Origin of the sequence: Streptomyces viridiviolaceus (genome assembly GCF_014650995.1) — a bacterium.
Taxonomy (GTDB): Bacteria; Actinomycetota; Actinomycetes; order Streptomycetales; family Streptomycetaceae; genus Streptomyces; species Streptomyces viridiviolaceus.
On the sequence record NZ_BMWA01000017.1, the window covers coordinates 42507 to 65119 of the forward strand.

21 protein-coding genes are annotated in these 22613 nt (G+C 72.7%); 14 read left to right on the forward strand and 7 right to left on the reverse strand.

Going from position 1 to position 22613, the window contains the following annotated elements; all coding sequences use genetic code 11:
• Positions 1–11: 11 nt before the first annotated feature.
• The gene (locus IE260_RS24670) at positions 12–713 is read right to left on the reverse strand and encodes a FadR/GntR family transcriptional regulator (RefSeq protein ID WP_189875474.1); all 702 of its coding nucleotides are present in this window, start codon (positions 711–713) and stop codon (positions 12–14) included.
• 137 nt (positions 714–850) lie between these two features.
• On the opposite strand from IE260_RS24670, the gene IE260_RS24675 reads away from it, so the two are divergent.
• The 3 genes from IE260_RS24675 to IE260_RS24685 all read left to right on the forward strand — a co-directional run bounded on the left by IE260_RS24675 (position 851) and on the right by IE260_RS24685 (position 4116).
• Positions 851–1378 carry a gluconokinase gene (locus tag IE260_RS24675; RefSeq protein WP_189875705.1) on the forward strand — a complete coding sequence of 176 codons (528 nt, stop codon included), beginning with the start codon at positions 851–853 and terminating at the stop codon, positions 1376–1378.
• Positions 1379–1471: 93 nt separating this feature from the next.
• Positions 1472–2869, forward strand: a complete 1398-nt coding sequence (locus tag IE260_RS24680) for a GntP family permease (RefSeq protein WP_189875476.1) — start codon at positions 1472–1474, stop codon at positions 2867–2869.
• A gap of 197 nt (positions 2870–3066) precedes the next feature.
• A complete protein-coding gene (locus IE260_RS24685; RefSeq protein WP_189875478.1) occupies positions 3067–4116 on the forward strand; it encodes a hypothetical protein in 1050 nt (349 codons plus the stop codon).
• Positions 4117–4119: 3 nt separating this feature from the next.
• Here the strand turns inward: IE260_RS24685 and IE260_RS24690 are convergent, their stop codons facing one another.
• Together IE260_RS24690 and IE260_RS24695 are read right to left on the reverse strand one after the other, a co-directional pair.
• Positions 4120–5658: an APC family permease gene (locus IE260_RS24690; protein ID WP_189875481.1), complete on the reverse strand. Its 1539-nt coding sequence runs from the start codon at positions 5656–5658 to the stop codon at positions 4120–4122.
• Positions 5659–5689: 31 nt separating this feature from the next.
• On the reverse strand, positions 5690–6640 hold the full coding sequence (locus IE260_RS24695; protein ID WP_189875483.1) for a hypothetical protein: 951 nt from the start codon (positions 6638–6640) through the stop codon (positions 5690–5692).
• A gap of 274 nt (positions 6641–6914) precedes the next feature.
• On the opposite strand from IE260_RS24695, the gene IE260_RS24700 reads away from it, so the two are divergent.
• The 8 genes from IE260_RS24700 to IE260_RS24735 all read left to right on the forward strand — a co-directional run bounded on the left by IE260_RS24700 (position 6915) and on the right by IE260_RS24735 (position 13555).
• Positions 6915–7808: a DMT family transporter gene (locus IE260_RS24700; protein ID WP_189875485.1), complete on the forward strand. Its 894-nt coding sequence runs from the start codon at positions 6915–6917 to the stop codon at positions 7806–7808.
• 19 nt (positions 7809–7827) lie between these two features.
• Positions 7828–8337, forward strand: a complete 510-nt coding sequence (locus IE260_RS24705; RefSeq protein ID WP_189875487.1) for an NUDIX hydrolase — start codon at positions 7828–7830, stop codon at positions 8335–8337.
• Positions 8338–8921: 584 nt separating this feature from the next.
• Positions 8922–9314 (forward strand): YidH family protein, encoded by a 393-nt coding sequence (locus IE260_RS24710; protein ID WP_189875489.1) that lies wholly within the window; start codon positions 8922–8924, stop codon positions 9312–9314.
• The gene (locus IE260_RS24715; RefSeq protein ID WP_189875491.1) at positions 9311–9634 is read left to right on the forward strand and encodes a DUF202 domain-containing protein; all 324 of its coding nucleotides are present in this window, start codon (positions 9311–9313) and stop codon (positions 9632–9634) included. The genes IE260_RS24710 and IE260_RS24715 overlap by 4 nt, the downstream gene beginning before the upstream one ends.
• Positions 9635–9738: 104 nt before the next feature.
• Positions 9739–10035: a hypothetical protein gene (locus tag IE260_RS24720; protein ID WP_189875493.1), complete on the forward strand. Its 297-nt coding sequence runs from the start codon at positions 9739–9741 to the stop codon at positions 10033–10035.
• Positions 10036–10228: 193 nt separating this feature from the next.
• Complete coding sequence (locus tag IE260_RS24725) at positions 10229–11251, forward strand: phosphotransferase family protein (RefSeq protein ID WP_189875495.1); 1023 nt, start codon at positions 10229–10231, stop codon at positions 11249–11251.
• Positions 11252–11257: 6 nt separating this feature from the next.
• On the forward strand, positions 11258–12472 hold the full coding sequence (locus IE260_RS24730; protein ID WP_189875497.1) for an acyl-CoA dehydrogenase: 1215 nt from the start codon (positions 11258–11260) through the stop codon (positions 12470–12472).
• 162 nt (positions 12473–12634) lie between these two features.
• The gene (locus tag IE260_RS24735; RefSeq protein WP_189875499.1) at positions 12635–13555 is read left to right on the forward strand and encodes a LysR family transcriptional regulator; all 921 of its coding nucleotides are present in this window, start codon (positions 12635–12637) and stop codon (positions 13553–13555) included.
• Here the strand turns inward: IE260_RS24735 and IE260_RS24740 are convergent.
• From IE260_RS24740 to IE260_RS24750, 3 genes are read right to left on the reverse strand one after another with little or no spacing between them, the layout of a single operon-like run.
• Complete coding sequence (locus tag IE260_RS24740) at positions 13494–14087, reverse strand: TetR/AcrR family transcriptional regulator (RefSeq protein WP_189875501.1); 594 nt, start codon at positions 14085–14087, stop codon at positions 13494–13496. The genes IE260_RS24735 and IE260_RS24740 overlap by 62 nt on opposite strands.
• A 28-nt stretch (positions 14088–14115) precedes the next feature.
• Positions 14116–15774, reverse strand: coding sequence for a class I adenylate-forming enzyme family protein (locus IE260_RS24745; RefSeq protein WP_189875503.1), 1659 nt, complete (start codon positions 15772–15774; stop codon positions 14116–14118).
• Positions 15771–16538 (reverse strand): SDR family oxidoreductase, encoded by a 768-nt coding sequence (locus tag IE260_RS24750; RefSeq protein WP_189875505.1) that lies wholly within the window; start codon positions 16536–16538, stop codon positions 15771–15773. The genes IE260_RS24745 and IE260_RS24750 overlap by 4 nt, the downstream gene beginning before the upstream one ends.
• Before the next feature lie 234 nt (positions 16539–16772).
• Between IE260_RS24750 and IE260_RS24755 the strand changes: the two genes are divergently transcribed.
• A complete protein-coding gene (locus IE260_RS24755; protein ID WP_189875507.1) occupies positions 16773–18017 on the forward strand; it encodes an exo-beta-N-acetylmuramidase NamZ family protein in 1245 nt (414 codons plus the stop codon).
• A 16-nt stretch (positions 18018–18033) separates the two neighbouring features.
• Here the strand turns inward: IE260_RS24755 and IE260_RS24760 are convergent, their stop codons facing one another.
• A complete protein-coding gene (locus IE260_RS24760; protein WP_189875509.1) occupies positions 18034–20841 on the reverse strand; it encodes a penicillin acylase family protein in 2808 nt (935 codons plus the stop codon).
• 218 nt (positions 20842–21059) lie between these two features.
• Between IE260_RS24760 and IE260_RS24765 the strand changes: the two genes are divergently transcribed.
• Together IE260_RS24765 and IE260_RS24770 are read left to right on the forward strand one after the other, a co-directional pair.
• Entirely contained in the window at positions 21060–21662 is a 603-nt protein-coding gene (locus IE260_RS24765; protein WP_189875511.1) for a hypothetical protein, read from the forward strand.
• A 106-nt stretch (positions 21663–21768) separates the two neighbouring features.
• Positions 21769–22506, forward strand: a complete 738-nt coding sequence (locus IE260_RS24770) for a 3-keto-5-aminohexanoate cleavage protein (protein WP_189875513.1) — start codon at positions 21769–21771, stop codon at positions 22504–22506.
• The last annotated feature ends 107 nt before the right edge of the window (positions 22507–22613 follow it).

Consider the following 22613-nt stretch of genomic DNA (forward strand, 5'->3'; position numbering starts at 1 on the left):
GTCCGGCCACGCTACGGCGCCAGGATGTCCAGCTCCTGCAGCGCCCCCACCGTGATCTCCCGGGTGAGCCGCTCGGCGCGCTCGGCGTCGCGTTCCCGGACCGCCTCGGCGACCTGGACGTGCAGGGTGACGGCGGCCGGGTCGGGGTCCTCGAACATCACGTCGTGGTGCGTACGGCCGGCCAGGACCTCGGCGACGACGTCGCCGAGGCGGGCGAACATCTCGTTGCCCGAGGCGGCCAGGATCACCCGGTGGAACGCCACGTCGTGGAAGAGGTAGCCCTCCAGCTTGTGACCGCGTGAGTTGGCGACCATGCCGAGCGCGCACTCGGTCAGTTCGGCGCACTGCTCCGACGTGGCGTGCGTCGCCGCCAGTCCCGCCGCCACCGGCTCGACCGCCGAGCGCAGCACGGTGAGCGAGCGCAGCTGGCGCGGCCGGTCGGCGCCGGCCAGCCGCCAGCGGATGACCTGTGGGTCGTAGACGTTCCACTCGCACTCGGGCAGGACGGTCACGCCCACGCGGCGGCGCGACTCGACGAGGTGCATGGACTCCAGCACCCGGACGGCCTCCCGCATCACGGAGCGTGACACCTCGAAACGCTGGGCCAGTTCGTCGGTGCGGAGGACGCTGCCCGGAGGGTACCCGCCCGCGGTGATCTCGGGGCCGAGGGTGTCCAGTACATGGCCGTGCAGCCCCCGGCCCCGTGTGCTCATGCACTCAGAGTACGTGGCGTGTCACGGGAACAAAAAGTCAGATTTATTTGTCACAAGCTCTTGAATTCGTCGTACCTAATGGGTTTCAGTTACGTCGACATCACGTGTCGACGAAGACAGCAGACAGCGAGAGCACGATGCAGCAACTGCACACCCCCCATGTCGTCGTGGTCATGGGCGTAGCGGGCACCGGAAAGACCACGATCGGCCCCCTGCTCGCGGCCCGGCTCGGCGTTCCGTACGCCGAGGGCGACGACTTCCACCCGGCGGCCAACATCGCCAAGATGACGGCCGGCACCCCGCTCACCGACGAGGACCGCTGGCCCTGGCTGGACGCCATCGGCGGCTGGGCGCACGGGCGGGCGGGGCTCGGTGGGGTGGTGAGCAGCTCGGCACTGAAGCGGTCGTACCGCGACCGGCTGCGCGCCGCCGCTCCCGGTGTCGTCTTCGTCCATCTCACGGGCAGCCGTGAGCTGATCGAGGACCGTATGTCGCACCGGCAGGGGCACTTCATGCCGACGGCCCTGCTCGACTCCCAGTTCGCCACGCTCCAGCCGCTCGAGCCGGACGAGGCGGGAGTCGCGGTGGATGTCGCCGGCAGTCCCGAGGAGATCACCGAGCGGGCGATGAACGCCCTGAAGGCGCTCCCCGAGCCGGTCCAGTAACCACTCCCCACACCCCTCCCCCCGGGGCCGTGCGCACCTGCGGGTGCCCACGGCCCTGCCCCCCCGAATCCCCATCACCGCAAGGGAATCACCGTGACCAGACTCAGCGTCGAGATGCTGGCAGCGGACACCGTCGCGCCGATCACCTCGGCCGGTCATGCCCAGCTGGGCATCGCCGTGCTGTTGGGCATCGCCGTCATCGTCCTGCTCATCACCAAGTTCAAGCTGCACGCCTTTCTGGCGCTGACCATCGGGTCGCTGGCACTCGGCGCGTTCGCCGGGGCGCCGCTGGACAAGGTCATCACCAGCTTCACCGCCGGGCTCGGCTCCACCGTCGCGGGCGTCGGCGTGCTGATCGCACTCGGTGCGATCCTCGGCAAGATGCTCGCCGACTCCGGCGGCGCGGACCAGATCGTGGACACCATCCTCGGCAAGGCGAGCGCCCGTTCGATGCCGTGGACGATGGTGCTGATCGCCTCCGTCATCGGTCTGCCGCTGTTCTTCGAGGTCGGCATCGTCCTGCTGATCCCGGTCGTGCTGATGGTCGCCAAGCGCGGCAACTACTCGCTGATGCGCATCGGCATCCCGGCCCTGGCCGGCCTGTCCGTGATGCACGGCCTGGTCCCGCCGCACCCCGGCCCGCTCGTCGCGATCGACGCGCTCGGCGCCAACCTCGGCGTGACGCTGGCGCTGGGCGTCCTGATCGCCATCCCGACGGTGATCATCGCCGGTCCGGTGTTCTCCAAGTACGCGGCCCGCTGGGTGGACGTCCCGGCCCCCGAGCGGATGATCCCGCAGCGCGCGTCCGAGGACCTGCAGAAGCGTCCCGGCTTCGGCGCCACCCTGGCCACGATCCTGCTGCCGGTCGTGCTGATGCTGGCCAAGGCGCTCGTCGACATCATCATCGACGACCCCGAGAACCTGGTGCAGCGCACCTTCGACGTCATCGGCAACCCGCTGATCGCCCTGCTCGCCGCCGTGATCGTGGGCATCTTCACGCTGCTGCGGCCGGCCGGGTTCGGCAAGGGCCGTGTGTCGGGCCTGGTCGAGAAGGGGCTCGCGCCGATCGCGGGCATCCTGCTGATCGTCGGCGCGGGCGGCGGCTTCAAGCAGACGCTGATCGACTCCGGCGTGGGCCAGATGGTCCTGGAGATCTCCGAGAACTGGTCGATCCCGGCGCTGCTGCTTGCCTGGCTGATCGCGGTGGCCATCCGGCTGGCGACCGGTTCGGCGACGGTGGCGACGGTCTCGGCGGCCGGTCTGGTCGCCCCGCTGGCGGCCGACATGTCGACCACGCACGCGGCCCTGCTGGTCCTGGCCATCGGCGCCGGCTCGCTGTTCTTCAGCCATGTCAACGACGCCGGCTTCTGGCTGGTGAAGGAGTACTTCGGTCTGAACGTCGGCCAGACGATCAAGACCTGGTCCGTCATGGAGACGATCATCTCGGTGGTCGCCGGCGCCCTGGTGCTCCTCCTCTCACTGGTCATATAGGGGTACGCGACGACGGTCACCCCGTCCTCGCCCTCGCGCGGCCCGGCCGAGGCCGGCTGCCGGTTCGTCCCGAACGGACGTCCCGGCAGCCGCCTCGTCCGGGCCGCTCGCGCGTGCGCCACTTCCGCCGCGGGGCGTGCGACCGGATGATGAGAGGCCCCGGCGCGCGTCCGGGGGTGATCACGTCGGGGGGCGTCATGGGGGTTTCGCTCGGGATGCGGGTCGCGGGGCTGTGCCTCGCCGGCGCGGTGGCGGTGGTCGCGGCCTCCTGCGCCGCGGGCGAGGCCGGACCACCGAGCGGCGGCGGGGGCGTGAGTGTGGCGGGCGGGCTGTCGAACGGAGGCCCTGACGGTGCTCCCGGCCCCGTGGCGAAGTCCCCCGCGGCCGCTCCCTCCTGGCGACCGGACGGCAGCGGCGGTTCGGTGGGCGAACCGGGGCCCGTCGGCTCCGCGCACGTGCCCGTCGTCCCGAGCACTCCCGCCCCTGCCGCCTCGGACTCGCCCCGCTCGGCCCCGCCCGGCCGCGACCGCGGCACACGGCCGCTCACCGTCCCCGCCTGGCTCCCGCCGGGCCCCGACTCCCCCGACACGGACGCCGTCGCCGACCCGCGGAGCCTGTACGACCTGCTGCGCTCCCCCGACCGGTGCGGGGAGGTCCTCCGGGTGCTCGCGTCGGTGCCGCCGAGCGAGGAGCGGCGACTGCTGCGGGGGCTGGCCCACGGCTGCCTGGCCGTACAGGGCCGGGGCGGCAGCTGGGAGACGGCTGCCCGGGCCCACGCGGAGGCGGCGGGCGGGCCGGCCGGCTGCAAGGGCCGCGCGGTGTACGAGGTGCTGGGCGGTCTGCTGGAGTTCCACCGGCGGCATCCCGGTGTCACCGTGCGGCTCGTGGGCGCGCCGGGCGGCGACCCGGCCTGCGTCTACGGCATCGCCGCGGTGGACGTCGGCGGCGACGGCGCCGCCCGGCCCGGGGACCTGATCGCGGTCGAGTTGCGCGGCGTCCACTTCGACCCCCCGGAGCTGCTGCGCGACGGCAGCGTGTCCGTCGGCGGGGTGAGCGTGGCGGGCCCGCTCACCGCGCCGGCGGGGACCGGCGACCGGCTGGTCCTCTCGGTCGTGGTCCCGGCCGTGCCGGCGGCCCCGGGGACGCCGGTGGACGTACGGGTCCGGCACGGCGGCACGGAGGCGGCCCTGGAGGACGCCTTCACGATCGCCGCGCCGGACCCGGTCACGCCCTCGGTCACGCCGTGAGGGTCACGAGGAGGCCGCCTTGTCCAGCTGGAACGCCTCGTTGCCCTGGCCGATGCGGGCGTGTTGCTCGGGTGCGCGGGAACGCAGGAGCAGTCCCTGTACCACGCCGCCGACGGCGGCGAGGCCGATGATGCCGGGCAGCACCCAGCTCAGCGAGGAGTCGGGGCCGGCGCCGACGAGGACGTCGAAGTCCCTCACCGTGTAGCTGGCGATCACCAGCAGGGCGACGCCCGCCACCGCGGAGGTCGCCAGGCGCACGCCCTGGGCAGCGGCGGCGCCGCGCCGGACGAAGAAGGCGACCACCGAGAACGAGGCCGCGGCCATCAGCACGATCACGCCGAGGGCACCGATGTTGCCGCCCCAGGTGAACAGATGCAGAACGGGTTCGGTCGGGTCCCCCGTCGGTTTGTCGTCGGCGATCGCGAAGCCGATGACGACGACCGCGGACACGGCGGTCTGGAGCAGCGAGCCGGTGCCGGGCGCGCCGCTGGTGCCGCTGGTGCGTCCGAAGGCGGCGGGCAGCAGGCCCTCGCGGCCCATCGCGAAGGCGTACCGGGCGACGACGTTGTGGAAGCTGAGCAGGGCGGCGAACATGCCGGTCACGAACAGCACGTGCAGGATGTCGGTGAAGGTGCCGCCGAGCCGCGACTCGGTGAGGAAGAACAGCAGTCCGGCGCTCTGCTCCCGGGCGGTGCCCACGATCTGCGCGGGTCCGGTGGCCACGGTCAGCGCCCAGCTGCTGAGCGCGAAGAAGACGGCGACTCCCCCGACCGCGAGGAACATCACGCGCGGCACCAGGACGTGCGGCCGGCTGGTCTCCTCGGCGTACACGGGCGCCTGTTCGAAGCCGAGGAAGGCGGCGATGCAGAAGCACAACGCGGTCCCGACCCCGGCCCCGGTCAGGGTGTCCGGGTCGAAGGCGTGCAGCGACAGGCCCTGCGCACCGGGGTCGGCGACGGCCGCGATGTCGAACACGACCACGAGCACGACCTCGATGAGCAGCAGGACGCCGAGGACGCGCGCGTTGACGTCGATCTTCAGCCAGCCCAGCGTGCCGACGGCGAGCACCGCCAGCAGCGCGGGTATCCACCAGGCGACCTCGAGGTCGGCGTAGGTGGCCAGGAGCCCGGAGACCTCGAAGCCGAAGATGCCGTAGATGCCGACCTGGAGGGCGTTGTAGGCGACCAGCGCGACCAGGGCGGCGCCGGCGCCGGCGGTGCCGCCGAGCCCGCGGGAGATGTACGCGTAGAAGGCACCCGCGTTGTGGACGTGCCGGCTCATCTCGGCGTACCCGACGCTGAACAGGATCAGCACCACACCCAGCACCACGAAGAGCAGCGGCTGGCCCACGATGCCCATGACCGCGAAGGTGGTGGGCATGACTCCGGCGACCACCATGAGCGGGGCGGTCGCGGCGAGGACGGAGAGCAGCAGGCCGCCCGTGCCCAGCCGGTCGGCGCGCAGGGCCCGTTCCTCCCCCTTGAAGGTGCTGATGCCTCCGCCTGACGCGGATCTGATCGTGCTCGAACTGCCCGTGGTCATCGAGACCGTCCTTCTGTCGAATCCGGGAACATCAGGCCGTACCGAGCGCGTCGGCGCGGGCGGCACGGAAGGCGGAGCGGGGATCGCGGTCCGGGTACGACCACGGGGCGGGTGTCGCATGGTCGCCGATGCGGTGGAAGAGGGCGGCGGCCTCGGCGCCCCGGCCCTCGCAGTACTTGGCGTGGGCGAGGAAGTTGAGGTCGATCAGACGCCGTGGGTGGCCGTCCTGCTCCCACTCCAGCCACCAGTCGAAGGCGGCCTTCATCACCAGCCGGGCGCGCCGGCCGGTCCAGTGGCCCGAGGCGTCCGGGTCGGCGGGCTCGTGTCCGGCGGCGGCCAGTACGCGGTAGCGCTCGGCGTGGGCGATCACCGGCAGGACGGCCAGCGGGGAGTCGGCGGGGGCCTGCTCGGCGGCCCAGTTGGCGAAGTCGTAGACCTCGTGCAGCGGGTCGGGACCCGTGTCGCCCCGGCGTTCGGCGAGCCTGGCCACCATCAGGTGGTGGGCGTGGTGGTGGTCGGCGTGTCGTCCGCGGACCTCCTCGTAGGCCCGCACCACCTCCTCCTCGGCGCCGAACGAGCGCTCCAGTATCAGCAGGCCGAGCCAGGGGGTGGGGTCGGCGGGGGCCCGCACGGCGGCCTGCCTGCACGCCTCCCGGGCCGGGACCGCCTTGTCCTTGCCGCGCAGGGCGCGGTGGACGCGGGCCAGGGCGAGCAGTACGAGGGCGTCGGCGGACTCGGGCTCGGCGAGCAGCCACTCGCGGGCCCAGGCGGCGGTGTAGGGCTCCTTGGCGAGGACGGTCACCCGGTGTCCGCGGCGGTCCCAGTCGTCGCCCGTGTGGACGAGCAGGGAGCGGGCGCTCTGCCACCGTCCTTGCGCCAACGCGGCGCGCGCTGCGATGAGTTCGGTGTCGTCGAGAGCCTCGTCGAAGGTCTGGGCCGCACGTCTGCGGCCGCGGCCGAGGGGAGGCGGAGGTGGGGACACCGCGGAACTTCCTCACGCGACGCGGTCGGTCGTCGGTAGCCGGTTTGCCATGAACTGATCACGCACAGCAAAGCGGCAGCCAACGCTCGGCGTCAAGGCCCGAAAGAGCGTTACACGCGTCAACTCATCCTGTTCCAGAGGAACTTGGCGCACCGGCGTCCGCCCTCCGCGCCTCGCCACCCGTATGCCGCACTCGCCCGGCACTCCGCACCGGGGGGCACTAGAGTCGGGCCTCACGCCCCCGTGGCCCGACCTGACGATCGAGGTACGCAGCGTGTCGGTTCTGGTTCTGGTGCTCGCCGTGAGCGCGGCGTGCTGCCTCGGCTTCGGTTTCGTCCTGCAGCAGAACGCGGCCCGACGCGCCCCGCTGGGGGACTTCCTGTCCCCCCGGCTCCTGCTCGACCTCGTGCGGGTGCCGCGCTGGCTCGCCGGCATGGGGCTGATGGTGGCGGGCATGACGCTGGGCGCGGTGGCGCTGGGCAGGGGCGAGGTGTCCCTGGTGGAGCCGCTGCTCGCGACGAACCTCCTCTTCGCCCTGGCCCTGTCCCGCAGACAGACCCGGCAGCCGCTGGGCCGCCAGGGCTGGGCCGGCCTCGTCCTGCTGGCGGGCGGGGTCACCGCGTTCATCGTGGCGGGCGAACCGCGCGCCGGCAGCGCGGTGACCGACCCGCTGCGCCACTGGCTGGTCATCGGCCTGATGCTCGGACTCGCCGTGCTGCTCACCACGTGTGCCCGGCGCTCCCGGCTCAGCCGGGGACCGGTGCTGCTGGCGCTGGCCGCCGGGCTGCTCTACGGGGTGCAGGACGCGCTGACCCGGGTCAGCGGCCGGCTGCTCTCCTCGGGCGGCCCGACGGAACTGCTGACCGGCTGGCAGCCGTACGCCGTGGTGGCGCTCGGCGTCACCGGTCTGGTCCTGGTCCAGAGCGCGTTCGGGACCGCGCCGCTGCGTATGTCGCTGCCCGCGCTGACCGCGGCCCAGCCGCTCGCCGGCATCGCCTGCGGGGTCGGCTTCCTCGGCGACCGGCTGCGCACCGACATCGGGGCGCTGACGTGGGAGGCGTGCGGGCTCGCGGCGGTGGTGACCGGCATCGTCCTGCTCGGCCTGCACCCGGCGATGCCACGGGGCACGGCGCGGAGCGGGCGCGCGCGGGATCTCCAGGCGCGCTGACCGCTGGTTGGATGGGCGCATGAGCGCTGCTGACGAGATCCTCGACATCGTCGACGAGAACGACCACGTGGTCGGCCGGGCCCGGCGGGGCGACGCCTACGCCGAGGGGCTGCGCCACCGCGCGGTGTTCGTCCAGGCCCGGGACGCGGAGGGACGTGTCTTCGTCCACCGCCGCACGCCGACGAAGCTGGTCTTCCCCTCGCTGTACGACATGTTCGTCGGCGGGGTGGTCGGCGCCGGTGAGTCCTACGACGACGCGGCCCTGCGGGAGGCGTCGGAGGAACTGGGGGTGACCGGGCTCCCGCGCCCGGATTTCCTCTTCAAGTTCCTGTACGACGACGGGGCCGGGCGGAGCTGGTGGTCGGCGGTGTACGAGGTCCGCTGCGAGACGCCTGTACGACCGCAGGTGGAGGAGGTGGCGTGGCACGGGTTCCTCACGGAGGCGGAGGTGGCACGGCGGCTCGGCGAGTGGGAGTGGGTACCGGACGGGCTGGCGGCGTACACGCGGCTGCGGGCGCTGCGGGGGTGACGTCGGCTGCACCGGGCGTGCGCCGTCGCCCGGCGTGGGTGCGCCGGAACGGCGTTTGCCGGTTGCCCGACGTGGGTGCGGTTGCACTGCGTTCGGCGGCTGCCCGACGTGGGTGCGGGCCGGGGGTGGGTCGCGCGGCCCGGCGCTTGCGGGGCACCGCCGCGCCCACCCGTGCCGCCCCTGGGGGTACCTCCCAGGCCGTTCAGGCACTGGGCGAGGCACGACTGCCCGCGGTTACGACGGCGCGGCGGCACGACCGCCCGCGGTTACGCGGCACGGCGGCGGCGCGACCGCGCAGTGACGCGGTGCTCCGCGCGGGCACCGCGACGGACCCGCAGGCGCGTACGGCGAGAAGGGGACGTGTCGGGGGGTGTCCGCCCGCAGCGGTTGGCGCGTCGACGCCGGTCAGTTGGTCACCCACCGATTCCGCGCCGTTCCGAGGACGGACACCCCCCGGCGCGGCCCCGACCCACCACACAACTGAACGCGCTACGCGCACCCCCGACCACCCGCGCAGGCCGCCGCAGGCATCCGCAGGCATCCGCAGGCATCACCCCCGCACACCCACCAGATAGGGTCCCCGCGTGATCGAATTCGCACGCAACGCCCGGCTGTGGTTCGCTCCGGAGGAGGTCCGCCGGGAGGGCAGCACCCCCGACTACCGCTTCTCGCTCGCCAACGAGCGCACCTTCCTGGCCTGGCTCCGCACCGCCCTCGCGCTCATCGGCGGCGGTTTCGCCGTGGACCAGTTCCTCCCCGACCTGCGCTGGGGCTGGCGCGTCGGACTCGCGCTCGCCCTGCTCGCCGCCGGCGTACTGTGCGCCCTGCGCGCCGTGAACCACTGGGTGCGCTGCGAGCGGGCCATGCGCCGCGGCGAGGACCTGCCCGTGTCCCGCTTCCCGGCGCTGCTCGGCCTCGTCATCGCCGTCGTCGCCGTGGCCATGGTCGTCGTGGTCCTCGTCGGGTGGGAGGGATGACCCCCGAGCCCGCCGCCGACCGCGACCCCGGACTCCAGCCCGAGCGCACCCGCCTCGCCTGGCGCCGCACGACCCTGTCGGGCACGGTCGTCGCCGTGCTCGCCGCGAAGACCGCGCTGCACGGCGGCGCCTCCCCCGCCGCGGTCACCGCCGGCGCCCTGTGCTGCGTCCTCTGGCTGTGCTTCCTGCGCATCGCCCACCGCCGGATCCGCCACCTGGCCTCGACGAACCGGCCTTCGTCCCTCGGCCCTCCGTACGCCACGGCGGCGGCCCTGTGCACGGTGGCGATGGCGGTGTGCGGAGCGGTCCTCGTCTTCTAGACACTCCGGGGTACCCGGACGCACGTACACAGAATGACCGGATATGCGCTGTATGCGTGGCAGCCTGTCCGACGTCATCGCCCCGCACCCCGAAGGTGAGCACCATGACCACCATGCACCAGGAACACTCCTCCCACGCACACGCCCACGGCCCGGGCTGCGGGCACCCCGAGGTGCCCCACGGCGACCACGTCGACTACGCCCACGACGGCCATCTGCACCGCGAACACGGCGGCCACTGGGACGAGTGCGAGCCGTCGGGCCACACGACCCACGAGAGCCACGACCACCAGCACAGCGAGGGCTGCGGTCACGCGCGCGTGCAGCACGGCGACCACGTCGACTACCTCCACGACGGCCACCGCCACGCCGCCCACGAAGGCCACTGGGACGACCACTGACGACCACCCCGTCCCACCGCCCGCTCACCCAGCGCCACGAAAGCCGCAGAAGGTCCCCCGGACAGCTCCCCGCCAACCAGGCGGGGAGCTGTCGCCCATCGTGGCGCCGATCACGTTCGTGACAGCCACTGGACGGCATACCGACCGGTCAGCATGATGGACCGGGTATTGTTCACCTCCCGTAGGAGCGACGATGAGCCCCGACCACCCGCCCGGACTCGATCTCGACCGGCTGCGCGGCCTGCTCGACCGCGAGCGACCCGGCCTGGTGACCGGCCCGCTGTCCGGCCGGCTGATCGAGGGCGGACGGTCGAACCTCACGTACGCGGTCTCGGACGGCACCGCGAAGTGGGTCGTCAGACGCCCCCCGCTCGGTCACGTCCTCGCCACCGCGCACGACATGAAGCGCGAGCACCGCGTGATCAGCGCCCTGCACCCGACGAACGTGCCGGTGCCCCGCCCCGTCCTCCTCTGCGAGGACGAGGAGGTCCTCGGGGCGCCGTTCTACGTCATGGAGTTCGTCGACGGCACGCCGTACCGCACGGCCGACCAGCTCGCCCCGCTCGGCCCCGAGCGCACCCGCGCCGCGGTGCTGAACCTGGTCGACACCCTCGTCGAGCTGCACGCGGTGGACCCCGCCGAGGTGGGCCTCGGCGACTTCGGCCGCCCCGAGGGCTTCCTCGACCGCCAGCTGCGCCGCTGGTCGAAGCAGCTCGACGCCTCCCGCAACCGCGACCTGCCCGGCATCGACGAGCTGCACGCCACGCTCGGCCGGGAGCTGCCCCGCTCCCCCGCCGCGACCGTCGTGCACGGCGACTACCGCCTCGACAACGTGCTGATCGGCGGCGACGACGAGATCAGGGCGATCCTCGACTGGGAGATGTCCACACTCGGTGACCCCCTCACCGACCTCGGACTGCTGGTGATGTACAGCCAGCCCCTCGGCATGCCCGACTCCCCCGTCTCCACCACGGCACAGGCCCCCGGACACCCCGCCCCGTCCGAGCTGATCGAGCGGTACGCCGCGCGCTCGGGGCGCGACGTCTCCGCCGTCGCCTGGTACACGGCGTTCGCCTGGTTCAAGCTCGCCGTGATCCTGGAGGGCATCCACTACCGCTACACGCTGGGCCAGACGGTCGGCCGCGGCTTCGACCGCATCGGCGAGCTGGTTCCCGTCTTCATCGAGCACGGCCTGACCACCCTTCAGAAGGGCTGACCCGACATGGACTTCGCGTTCGACGCACGCACCGAGGAACTCCGCGCCAAACTGCTCGCCTTCATGGACGAGCACGTCTACCCCGCCGAGCAGGTCGCCCACGAGCAGCGCGCCCGTCTGGCCTCCCCCTGGGACACCCCGCAGGTCGTGGAGGACCTGAAGGCCGAGGCACGCCGACAGGGGCTGTGGAACCTCTTCCTGCCCGACGCCGAGTACGGCGCCGGCCTGACCAACCTCCAGTACGCGCCGCTCGCCGAGATCACCGGCCGCAGCCCGCAGCTGGCGCCGACGGCCACCAACTGCGCGGCGCCCGACACCGGGAACATGGAGGTGCTGGCGCAGTTCGGCGACGAGGCGCAGAAGAAGCAGTGGCTCCAGCCGCTGCTGGCCGGTGAGATCCGCTCGGCGTTCGCGATGACCGAGCCGGAGGTGGCCTCCTCGGACGCGACGAACATCACCACGCACATCGAGCGGGACGGCGACGAGTACGTCATCACCGGACGCAAGTGGTACATCTCCGGGGCGATGAACCCGGACTGCCAGATCTTCATCGTGATGGGCAAGACCGACCCGGACGGCGAGGACATCCGCCGCCAGCAGTCCATGGTGCTGGTGCCCCGCGACACCCCAGGCGTCACCGTCACGCGCGCCATGCAGGTCTTCGGCTACGAGGACCACTACCACGGCGGCCACGCCGAGGTGGTCTTCGACCACGCGCGCGTGCCGGTGTCCAACCTCGTCGGCGAGGAGGGCGGCGGCTTCGCCATCGCCCAGGCCCGCCTCGGCCCCGGCCGCATCCACCACTGCATGCGGCTCATCGGCATGGCCGAGCGGGCGATCGAGCTGATGTGCCGTCGGGCGACCTCCCGCACGGCCTTCGGCAAGGCCCTGGCCCAGCAGGGCGTCGTGCAGAACTGGATCGCGGACGCCCGGGTCACCGTCGAGCAGCTGCGGCTGCTGGTGCTCAAGACCGCGTGGCTGATGGACACCGTCGGCAACCGGGGCGCCCACACCGAGATCCAGGCCATCAAGATCGCCACACCCCGCGCGGTGGTCGGCATCCTCGACCGGGCGATCCAGTTGCACGGCGCGGGCGGTGTCAGCCAGGACTTCCCGCTGGCCGAGCTGTACGCCGGCGCGCGCACGCTGATGCTCGCCGACGGCCCGGACGAGGTGCACCAGCGTTCGCTGGCGCGCCGGGAGCTGAAGAAGTACCTCTAATAGCCCCCCGAGTAGTGATGGTCCGCGCGGGCGAGCGCGCGGACGAAGGACAGGAACCGGTCGAGAAGGACGAGTCTGCGCCGCATGCCTCTCAGCGTGCGGCGCGGGCCGCCCACCGGTCCAACAGATGGTTTCGCTGGACGCCATCTTTAAAATAGATGGATGGAGATCCGGCAGCTCCGCCACTTCATGGCGGTCGTCACCGAGGGCGGCTTCACCGCGGCCGCCCGCGCCGAGCTGATCGTGCAGTCGGCACTCAGCACGTCGATCCGCAATCTGGAACGCGAACTGGGCGCCGACCTGTTCGACCGCACCGGCCGCCGGGTCGTCCTGACGGAGGCGGGCCGCGCCCTCCTGCCGCAGGCCCGCGCCCTGCTGGCCGGCGCCGAGGAGGCGCGGCAGGCGGTCGCCGCCGTGGCCGGCCTGGCCGCCGGCCGGGTGTCGATCGGCACGATCCAGACGCTGACCTGCATCGACCTGCCCGCCGAGCTGGCCACCTTCCACCGGCGGTTCCCGGGCGTCCAGGTGTCCGTGCGCGACGCCCCCGTCGGTGAGCTGACCGAGGCCCTGCGGGCGGGGGAGCTGGACCTGGCGTATCTCGTGCCGGACGCGCGGGAGTTGCCGGAGGGGCTGACTCCGTACGCCACCTGGCAGGAGGAGCTGGTGCTGATCACCGCGCCGGGCCATCCGCTGGCCGAGGCCGGACGGACCCTCGTCCGGGACCTCGCCGAGGAGCCGTTCGTCGACTTCCGCGCGGGCACCGGCCTGGAGACGGCGGTGCGGCGCCTGGCCGCCCACTGCGGTCTGGAGCGCCGCATCACCTGTGACGTCACCCAGATCGGGCTGCTGGTCGATCTGGTGCGCGCCGGGATCGGCGTGGCGTTCGTGCCGCGGCGGATCGGCGAGCGGGCCGGGCTGCCGTGCGTGGAGATCCGGCAGCCGGAGCCCGGGCGCACGGTCGTCCTGGCGGGGCGTGGCGCGCGGCCGCGCAATCCCGCGGCGGCGGCCCTCGCCGATCACCTCACGGGCGCAGGGCCCTCAGCAGCAGGTCGGCCAGGTGGTCGGCCAGTTCCTGCGGGCTGAGCGGGCCGTCGGGGCGGTACCAGGTGGACAGGTGGTGCACGGAGCCGAAGTGGTAGTCCACCACGAGGTCGGCCGGGGTCTCCTTGGTGAAGACGCCGGCCTGCTGGCCCTCCTCGATCAGCGCCCGGAAGCGTTCGTGGTAGCGCCGGCGCTCGGCGCGCACCTGCTTGTTCTTCTCCGGGCTCAGGTGGTGCATCGAGCGGAAGAAGATGGACGCGTCGTCGAGGTTCTCGATCGTCGTGACGACGACGTCGGCCGCCGCGTCGCGCAGTCGCTTGTCGACCGGTTCGTCGGCGTCCGCGAAGGTGTCCAGGCGTTCCTGCTGGAGGCGCAGCACGCGCGCGTACACCTCGTGCAGGAGGTCGTCCTTGGAGCCGAAGTAGTGGTACAGAGCCCCCTTGGTGACGCCTGCCGCCTCGACGATCTCCTGCACCGAGGTGCGGTCGTAGCCCTGCTCCGCGAAGAGCCGGGTGGCGGCGGCCAGGAGCCGCTGCGGCACCGGAGTGCCGTCCCCGTCCGAAGTCCTGGGCACTGCCGCCACCTGCCTTTCCGTTGCACTGCTAGTCGTGGTCCGCGCGGGAACGCAGTTCCCGACGGAGGATCTTCCCACTCGCCGTTTTCGGCAAGTCGGGCAGGATCTCCACCTGCCGCGGATACTTGTACGCCGCCAGTCTCTCCTTGCAGTACGCGGCGAGCGCGTCCGGTTCCGTCTCGGCGCCCGGGCGGAGGCTGATGTACGCCTTGACGGTCTCGCCCCGGTAGCCGTCGGGCACCCCGACGACGGCGGCCTCGCGCACCGCCGGGTGGGTGTAGAGCACGTCCTCGACCTCGCGCGGCCAGACCTTGAAGCCGGCGGCGTTGATCATGTCCTTCTTGCGGTCGACGACGTACAGCCAGCCCTGGGGATCCATGAAACCGATGTCGCCGGTGCGCAGCTCGCCCCCGGGGAAGGTCTCGGCCGTGGCGTCCGGGCGCCGCCAGTAGCCGGGCACGACCTGGGGACCGCTGACGACGATCTCGCCGTGCTCCCCGAAGGGCACCTCCGCCCCCTCGTCGTCGACGACGCGTACGACGGTCTCGGGGCCCGGCAGGCCGACCGCCAGGGTCCCGGACACCGGATCCACCGGCGCCTCCAGGTGCGGCGGGACGGAGGCGCAGGGCGCGGTGCACTCGGTGAGTCCGTAGCCGTTGCGGACGTACGGTCCGAAGCCCGCGCGGAACTTCTCCACCAGGGCGGGCGGCAGCGGGGCGCCGCCGGAGGAGATGTTCACGAAGGACGAGAAGTGCTCGCGGGTCACGGACGGGTGGGCGGCCAGCGCCATGAAGGCGGTGGACGGGCCGACGGTGTAGTGCGGCCGGTGCTCGGCGAACGCGTCCAGGACGACGCCCGCCTCGAAGCGGTAGGCCAGGACCAGCGTGCCCGTGCTGTTCAGGCAGGCGCCGAACTCGCAGACCATGCCGGTGATGTGGAACAGCGGCGCCAGGGCGAAGTAGACCGGCGCCTCCGGCAGGTCGAGCCCGGTGCGCTGCCGCTCGGCGTTGTACATGATGTTGCGGTGGGCGTTGGTGGCGCCCTTGGGCGTGCCGCTGGTGCCGGAGGTGTAGCTGATCAGCGCGATGTCGTCGGCCGACGGGTCGCGGCCCTCCGGGGCCCGGTGACCGGCACGGGCCACCTGCGCGAGGTCGTCGGTGGTCACGGGCAGCCGCTCGAAGGTCAGCACGCGCGCGTCCCCGCGGGTCTGGAAGTCCAGCTCGCATGCCGTGAGCACGATCCGCACCGGCGAACCGGCCGCCGTGTCGCGCAGGTACGACTCCCAGGCCCGGTCGGAGCAGATCAACGCGGCCACCTCGGCGTCCCGCAGGACGTGGCCGACCTCCCCCGACTTGTACATCGGGTTGACGGGGACGACGACCGCGCCCGCCTTCCAGGCGCCGAGGACGGCGAGCACGAAGTGCGGGGAGTTCTGGAGCAGGACCGCCACCCGGTCTCCGCGTTCCAGGCCGCGGGCGGCGAGGTGCCCGGCGACGGAGTCGCTCAGCTCGTCCACCTCGCGGTAGGTCAGGCGGCCGTCGAAGTAGGCGAGGAAGGCGCGGTCGGGGGCCTCGGCGGCGGCCCGGCGCAGGGCGTGCACCAGCGAGGCGTCCGGGTCGACCGGGGCCTTCTGCGCGTCGGTCAGCAGGTCCAGCCAGGGCTTGGCCGCGTAACGGGAGGCGGTCACCGGGTCGTCGCCTCCCACTGCTGCTGGACCCGGTTCATGCCGCGCAGCCAGCGGTCCGGTTCGGCGGCGCGGGCCTGGTAGTACTGGGCGACCTCGGGGTGCGGCAGGATCAGGAAGCGGTCGTTCTCGATGCCCTTGAAGAGCGCGTCCGCCACGTCCTGCGGCTCGATGGCGGTCGGCTGGAGCACGAGGTCGCCGGCGCTGCCGGTGGCGGCCAGCATGTCGGTGCGCACACCCTGCGGGCAGATGGCGTGCACCTTGACCCCGCGGTGGCGGTAGGTCAGGGAGAGCCACTCGGCGAAGGCGTACGCGCCGTGCTTGGTCACGCTGTAGGGGGCGGCGCCGATCATGGTGAGCAGCCCGGCGGCCGACACGGTGGAGACGAACCGGCCGCCACCGCGCTCCAGCCAGTCCGGGAGCAGGGCGTGGGCCGCGCGGACGTGGGCCATGACGTTGACGTCCCAGGCGAGCGCCCAGACGTCCTCCCCGGCCGCTTCCGAACCGCCGGAGCCGACGCCCGCGTTGGCGCAGTAGACGTCGACCGTGCCGCCCAGTGCCTCCCGGGCCTCGGCGACGATCGCGGAGGCGTCGCCGGGGACCGCGATGCCGCCGATCTCGTCGGCGACGGCCTTCGCCCGGCCGGCGTCGAGGTCGTTGACGACGACCCGGGCGCCCTCGGCTGCGAAGCGGCGGGCCAGGGCGGCCCCGATACCGCCTCCCGCACCGGTGACGACGACTCCGGCATCCTGCACGGCTTCCACCATCGGTCTCCTTCGACACGGCTCCGCACGACACGGCTGCGACTCGGCTGCGGCACCGGTACGGCGCGCCGGCGAACCGACACGCGACGGTCCGGCTCCGGCCCCGCCAAGGCGCCAGACTAACCAGTCGGTATGCCCGACGGAAGGGGTGTCCCTCGGTTCGCCTCGTTCCGTGCGGCCCGGGCGCGCGCTAGCGTGCGTGCGCATGACACCGGCCGCGATCACGGAGGTCACCGCATGACGCTGTCCAGACGGACCCTGTTCGCCACCACGGCCGCGGTGGCGGCCACCACCACCGCCGGCACGGCACAGGCGGCTCCCGCACGCGGCGGCCGCACGCTGCGCACCGGCTTCGAGCGACTGGCCGCCGACGGATACGCCCCGCTCGACGGCCAACGGGTCGGTGTCGTCACCAACCCCACCGGCATCACCAGGGACGCGCGCCACATCGTCGACGTCATGCACTCCGACGACCGCGTGGACCTGGTCGCCGTCTTCGGTCCGGAGCACGGCTTCCGCGGGACCGCGCAGGCGGGCGGATCCGAGGGCCGTTACGACGACCCGGCGACCGGGCTGCCGGTGTACGACACCTACCTGAAGAGCGGGCAGCCGCTCGCGGACGTCTTCACGGCGTCCGGGGTGGACACCGTCGTCTTCGACATCCAGGACGTGGGCGCGCGTTTCTACACGTACATCTGGACCCTCTTCGACTGCATGGAGGCGGCCCGGCTCGCGGGCAAGCGGTTCGTGGTCCTGGACCGGCCGAACCCGGTGACCGGGCGGGCGGCCCTGGGTCCGGTCCTGCACAAGGAGTTCGCGACCTTCGTCGGCCGGCAGCCGATCGCGCAGGCGCACGGCATGACGGTCGCCGAGCTGGCGCGGCTGTTCAACGGCGAGTTCCTGACGGCCCCGGTGCCGTTGGAGACCGTGACGATGACGGGCTGGAAGCGGTCGGAGTTCTACGACGCCTCCGGGCTGCCCTGGGTGCCGCCGAGCCCGAACATGCCGACGCCGGAGACCGCCCTGGTGTACTCGGGCACGTGCCTGTTCGAGGGCACGAACCTGTCGGAGGGCCGCGGCACGACCCGCCCGTTCGAACTGCTCGGCGCCGAGGGCGTGGACGGGCGGTGGGCGGCCGCCGCGAACGCGCTCGGCCTGCCCGGCGTGCGCTTCAGGGAGGCGTACTTCGCGCCCACCTTCTCCAAGTTCCAGGGCAGGACGGTCGGAGGCGTGCAGATCCATGTGCAGGACCGGGAGGCGTACGACCCCGTGCGCACCGGGATCGCGCTCCTGGTGACCGCCAAGCGGGTCTGGGACGGCTTCGCCTGGCGGTCCGACAACTGGATCGACAAGCTCACCGGGTCCACGCAGGTGCGCACGATGATCGACGCCGGCGCGGACACCGACGAGGTGGTGGCCGCCTGGCAGCAGGAACTGGCGGCGTTCCGGGGGATCCGCCGCCAGTACCTGATCTACCGCTGACCGCCGGACCGGCCGGTCACCGGTGGGAGGTGAACTCCACCACCTGCTGGTAGGTCGGCCGGTTCTGCCAGCTCGTCGCGCCGTGCTTGATGCCGCCGAGGGTCCGGTGGATCACCGAGTCGACGCACCACTGGTCGCCGGCGGCGCAGTTGTCGTCGCCGGGATAGACCTGGGCGGCGGTCCGGCCGGCCGCCTCCTTCAGGGTGGAGACGAGGGTGTCGCGGCAGGCGGCGAGGTCGCCGTCGCCGCAGTACGCGCGCGCGAGCGGCCCCCGCACCGGCTCGCCGAGCACCGCCCGGATGTCCTTGTCGACATAGCTCCACCAGCCGTACTGGAAGGCGCTCCCGGCGTGCGCGCCGGTGGGTCCGTGCGCGGCGGACGGGGATTCGTCGACGGGCAGGTTGCGGGTGAGGGCGGTGTACAGGTCGCTGCCGAGGCCCGGTTCGAACTCGGCCTTCACCAGCAGCGGCCACCATGCGTCCAGGATCCGGATCGCGTCGGCGTGGGCGTACTTCTTCGAGCCGCGGGAGGTCTCCGTACGAAGGGAGCCCGCCGCGACCCACTCCTCGAGCCTGTCGACGGCCGCCGCCGCGACGGGGTCGGTCACCGGAGCGTCGCCGATCACCTTCAGCAGGTCGGGCAGCACGTCCTCGGCCCGCAGGTCGGCCAGACCCGCCTCCGTCATCGCCTTGACGAGCGCAGCGCGGGTGACGCCGCCGTCGGCGACGAGCTTCCTCACCCGGTCGTCGAGCAGGTTGCCCCGGTGGACCGGTCCGTTGCCCCAGGGCGCGGTCGTGTAGTCCTTGGCCTGCTTGTTGTTCCAGGAGATGTAGTAGTCCTGGTCCAGGGAGCCGGGGTGGGCGGACGCCGGTGTGTACCGGGCGGTGTTGGCGGCCGGGTCCCAGTCCTGCCACTCGTGCGCCGGCCGGGCCCAGACCGGGAACTCGGCGTCGACGCCGCCCGCCCGGACCGGGTTGTCGCCGCTGTTGTAGTACGCGGTGTGCTCGGAGTCGGCGTAGAACCAGTTGAAGGTGAAGTTGATGTGCTGCACCGCGCTCTGGAAACGCTGCGGGCCGGTCAGGTAGTCGGGGTCGTTCAGCATCTGGAAGCCGATGATCGAGTCGGCCTCGTGCAGGAAGGACGAGCGCAGGGTGGTGTAGGCGACCTTCTTGCCGCCGACCGTGGCGCGGTACTCCACCGGGCCGTACTTGGTGCGCCAGACCCGCATCGTGTACGAGCCGGCCGCGGTGCCGTCGGCGACGGTCGGCTTCCAGGCGTTCTTCCGCTCCACCTTCTCCATCGGTGTGCAGGTGCCGCGGTACAGGTAGTGGTGGTCGTCCTGGCAGAGTTCGACCGCGTAGGTGTCGATGATGTCCTGGCCCGAGGTCGTCGCGCTCCACGCGTAGTCCTGGCCGCGGCCCAGTTCGACGTACATGCTCAGGCCCGCGAAGGAGGCGCCGCGGGCGCTCAGGCCCGGTCCCTGGATCTCCTGGAGCATCAGGAGCTGGGGGGCGAAGTAGCCGGTCTGCGGGCCGAAGACGGCGATCGGGTGGCCGCTCTCGGTGTGCTCGCCGCTGACGACCAGGGCGTTGGACATGCCGCGCCGGGCCGAGGTCACGGTGGTCCGCGCCGCCGTGGCCGAGGCGCCGGTGGCGTTCGCCGTGGCCGCGCCGCCCGTGCGGTCGTGCACCAGCGGCTCCTGTTCCACGGAGCCGGCGTCCGGCAGGGCGCGGCCCTGCGGGTCCTCGGGCCTGGGCAGGTACGGGAAGCTGCCGTCGTGGACGGTGAGGACGGCCTCGGGGTCGTTGCGCTGGCGGAAGGACTCCCACACCTTCGTGCCCTCGGCGACGCCGTACTTCTCCTGGGCGGCGAGCAGCGAGAGCGCGTTGGCGACCTCGCCGCCGCCCCCGGAGCCGAAGAGGGAGCCGATGACGGAGGCCAGCGCGACGAGGTCGGTGGGCTTGAAGTGCTCGATGGTGCCGGCGTTGGTGATGGCGTCCTTGTGCCCGGTCAGGACGTACTCGCCCGGGAAGTAGCGGCCCTTGTCGGAGGCGTCGATGTAGGCGTTGATGCCGGCGACGTAGGCGTCCACGTCGGCGAGGGCCTGCTCGCCGCGCTCGCCGGCCGCCGCGGCGGCGTTCTCCATCTGGGTCTGCAGTTCGGCCTCCGTGTAGGGGGCGCTGCGCCAGAACTGCTGCTCCAGGCCCTGGTTGGCGGGGGCGCCGCCGGCGAAGGGCGTCAACTGGCCGCGTCCGACGTGGCGGAAGAGGTCCATCAGCCACAGCCGGTCCTGGGCTGCCGCGTAACCGGCGCCGAACTCGGTGCCGTACCGGGTGGTACCGGTGATGTGCGGGACGCCGGTCTTCTTGTCCCGGACGATCGTGACGTCGTCGCGGCCGGCCGGGCGGACGGTGGAGGCGACCTGGTCGGCGGGAACGCCGAAGGAGGCGTCGTTGAAGAAGGTGTTGATCTTGTCGTCGGTGAGGGCGGGGTAGCCGCTGGCGAGGTTCGCGTAGGGGCCCAGCTGGTCGTCGGCGTGGGCGGGTTGGGTGCCGAAGGCCTGGTTGAGGAGGATCTGGGCGAGCGTGGCGTTGCCGTTCTGGCCGGGCGGCAGGACGTCGGAACACCGGCCGCCGCAGTGGTCCTCGGCCGCCTGGTGTGCGGCCGCGCCGTCGGCCGTGGTCGCGTCGGCCGCCACCGCCGGGGAAAACGGTGACAAAAGACCGGCAATGAGGGCGCATACGGATGCGGTCTTCAGGAACCCGTGGAATCCGCGGGGAGTTCTCAGTCTGTCGAGGGCGTTGCGTGGGGTGCGCCGTGACATGGCAGCTCCTCCCGACTGGGGTGTGCCGGACGTTACCGCCGGTATCCCCGCGAGTGAAGATGAACATGCGTCAGGTTTCGACCCACGCGGTCGGTTCGCGGGGCCGTCGGAAATCCGATGGAGCCGAATCGCGTGTCGATACGTCTATTCGGCGACGTCCTTACGACGACGCCGAAGTGACCGAAGTACAGGTGCAGGTGTGACGGAGGTGCAGGGCGATGGCCGGTTTCCGGAGTCTGGCGAGACAGGTCCGCGATCCACGGTGCGACCTGGCGCTACGGCGCTATTCGCTGCGCAAGTGCCTTGAGCGGTTCGCCCCTTACGGGCACAGGGCGACCTGGGACCATCTGTGCTCCCGGGCCGGGTTCGGTCCGGAGGACCGCTCCCCCGACCCAGCGCGGCTCGTGGCCGCACTGGAGGAGTTGGAGGCGGCGCGTTCGGTGTGGCTGGCCTACGAGGCCGAGTTCGCCGAGCGCCGCAGGAAGGAGAAGCACGACGGGCTGCGCAGGCCGGGCAGCGTGGACGACTGGCACCGGTTGACCTGGGGCGGTTTCGGTGTCGCCTGGTGCGACGATCCCCGGGTCCACCCCCATGCCCCGCTGGCCGAGGTGCTGCGCGGGCTGATCTCCGCGCTGGAGCGCGAGCCGGGGACGGAGTGCCCCGTGTGCGGCGGGGAGCGCCTCGTCTGGAGGTACGAGCTGGACCACGAACCGTCGGCGGGTCCGGTCTGCACGGACTGCGGGATCCTCGTACCGCGTCCGGTCCTCACCCCGGAGGCCCTGGCGAACGCCAGGCGCGGACGGTTGCTGGTGACGGCCTGAGGCCCTGACGAGGGGTGCGTGGAAGCACGACGGGGCTGCGCCGGGGATTCCGCACCCCCGGGTGGTGGCGCCGGACGATGTCAGTGGGTGCCTGCACCATGGGGGGATGGTGCAGGTATGTCTCAACGGCGCCCGCGGGGCCGTCGACGGGGTGATGGTGCCCCTCTCGCCCGAGGCGCTGGCCGACTCCGCGGCCGGGGCCATGGCGGCCGGGGCCACGGACGTCCACGTCCACCCCAAGACCCCGTGCGGGCGGGACACGTTGTCGCCCCGCGTGCTCGCGGCCACGGTGGAGGCGATACGGGCGCGGGTGCCGGCGTCGGTGCCGGTCGGCGTGACCACGGGCGCCTGGTCCGAGCCCGGTCCGGCAGCCCGCCTCGACCGCATACGGAGCTGGACCGTCCTGCCCGACCACGCCTCGGTCAACTGGCACGAGCCGGGCGCCGAGGAGGTCGCCGCCGCGCTGATCGACCGGGGCGTGGGGGTGGAGGCCGGCATCTGGTCCGGCACGGACGGGGCGGCCCGGTTCGCGCGCTCACCGCTCGGACCGCGGGTGCTGCGCGTCCTGGCGGAGGTCACGGACACCGACGCGACGACCGCGGAGGCCTCCGCGCGTGCCCTGCTCGCCGACCTGGGCACCGCCCACGGCCGCCCGCTGCTGCTGCACGGCGAGGAGGGCGGCGCCTGGCCGGTGCTCCGGCTGGCCGGACGCCTGGGACTGGCGACCCGTATCGGCCTGGAGGACACCCTGCTCCTGCCGGACGGCCACCGCGCCGGGTCGAACGCCGAACTGGTCACCGCGGGGCTGCTCCAGTGGAACTCCGCACCGCACGGCGGCTCCTGAACCGGCACGCCGACGGGGCCGTCCGGCCGCAGGCAGCCGACGGCACACGTCGGCCCGCTCCGCACCGTCGGCCGGGTCCGGCCCAGTTGAGCCGGCCCAGCAGGGCC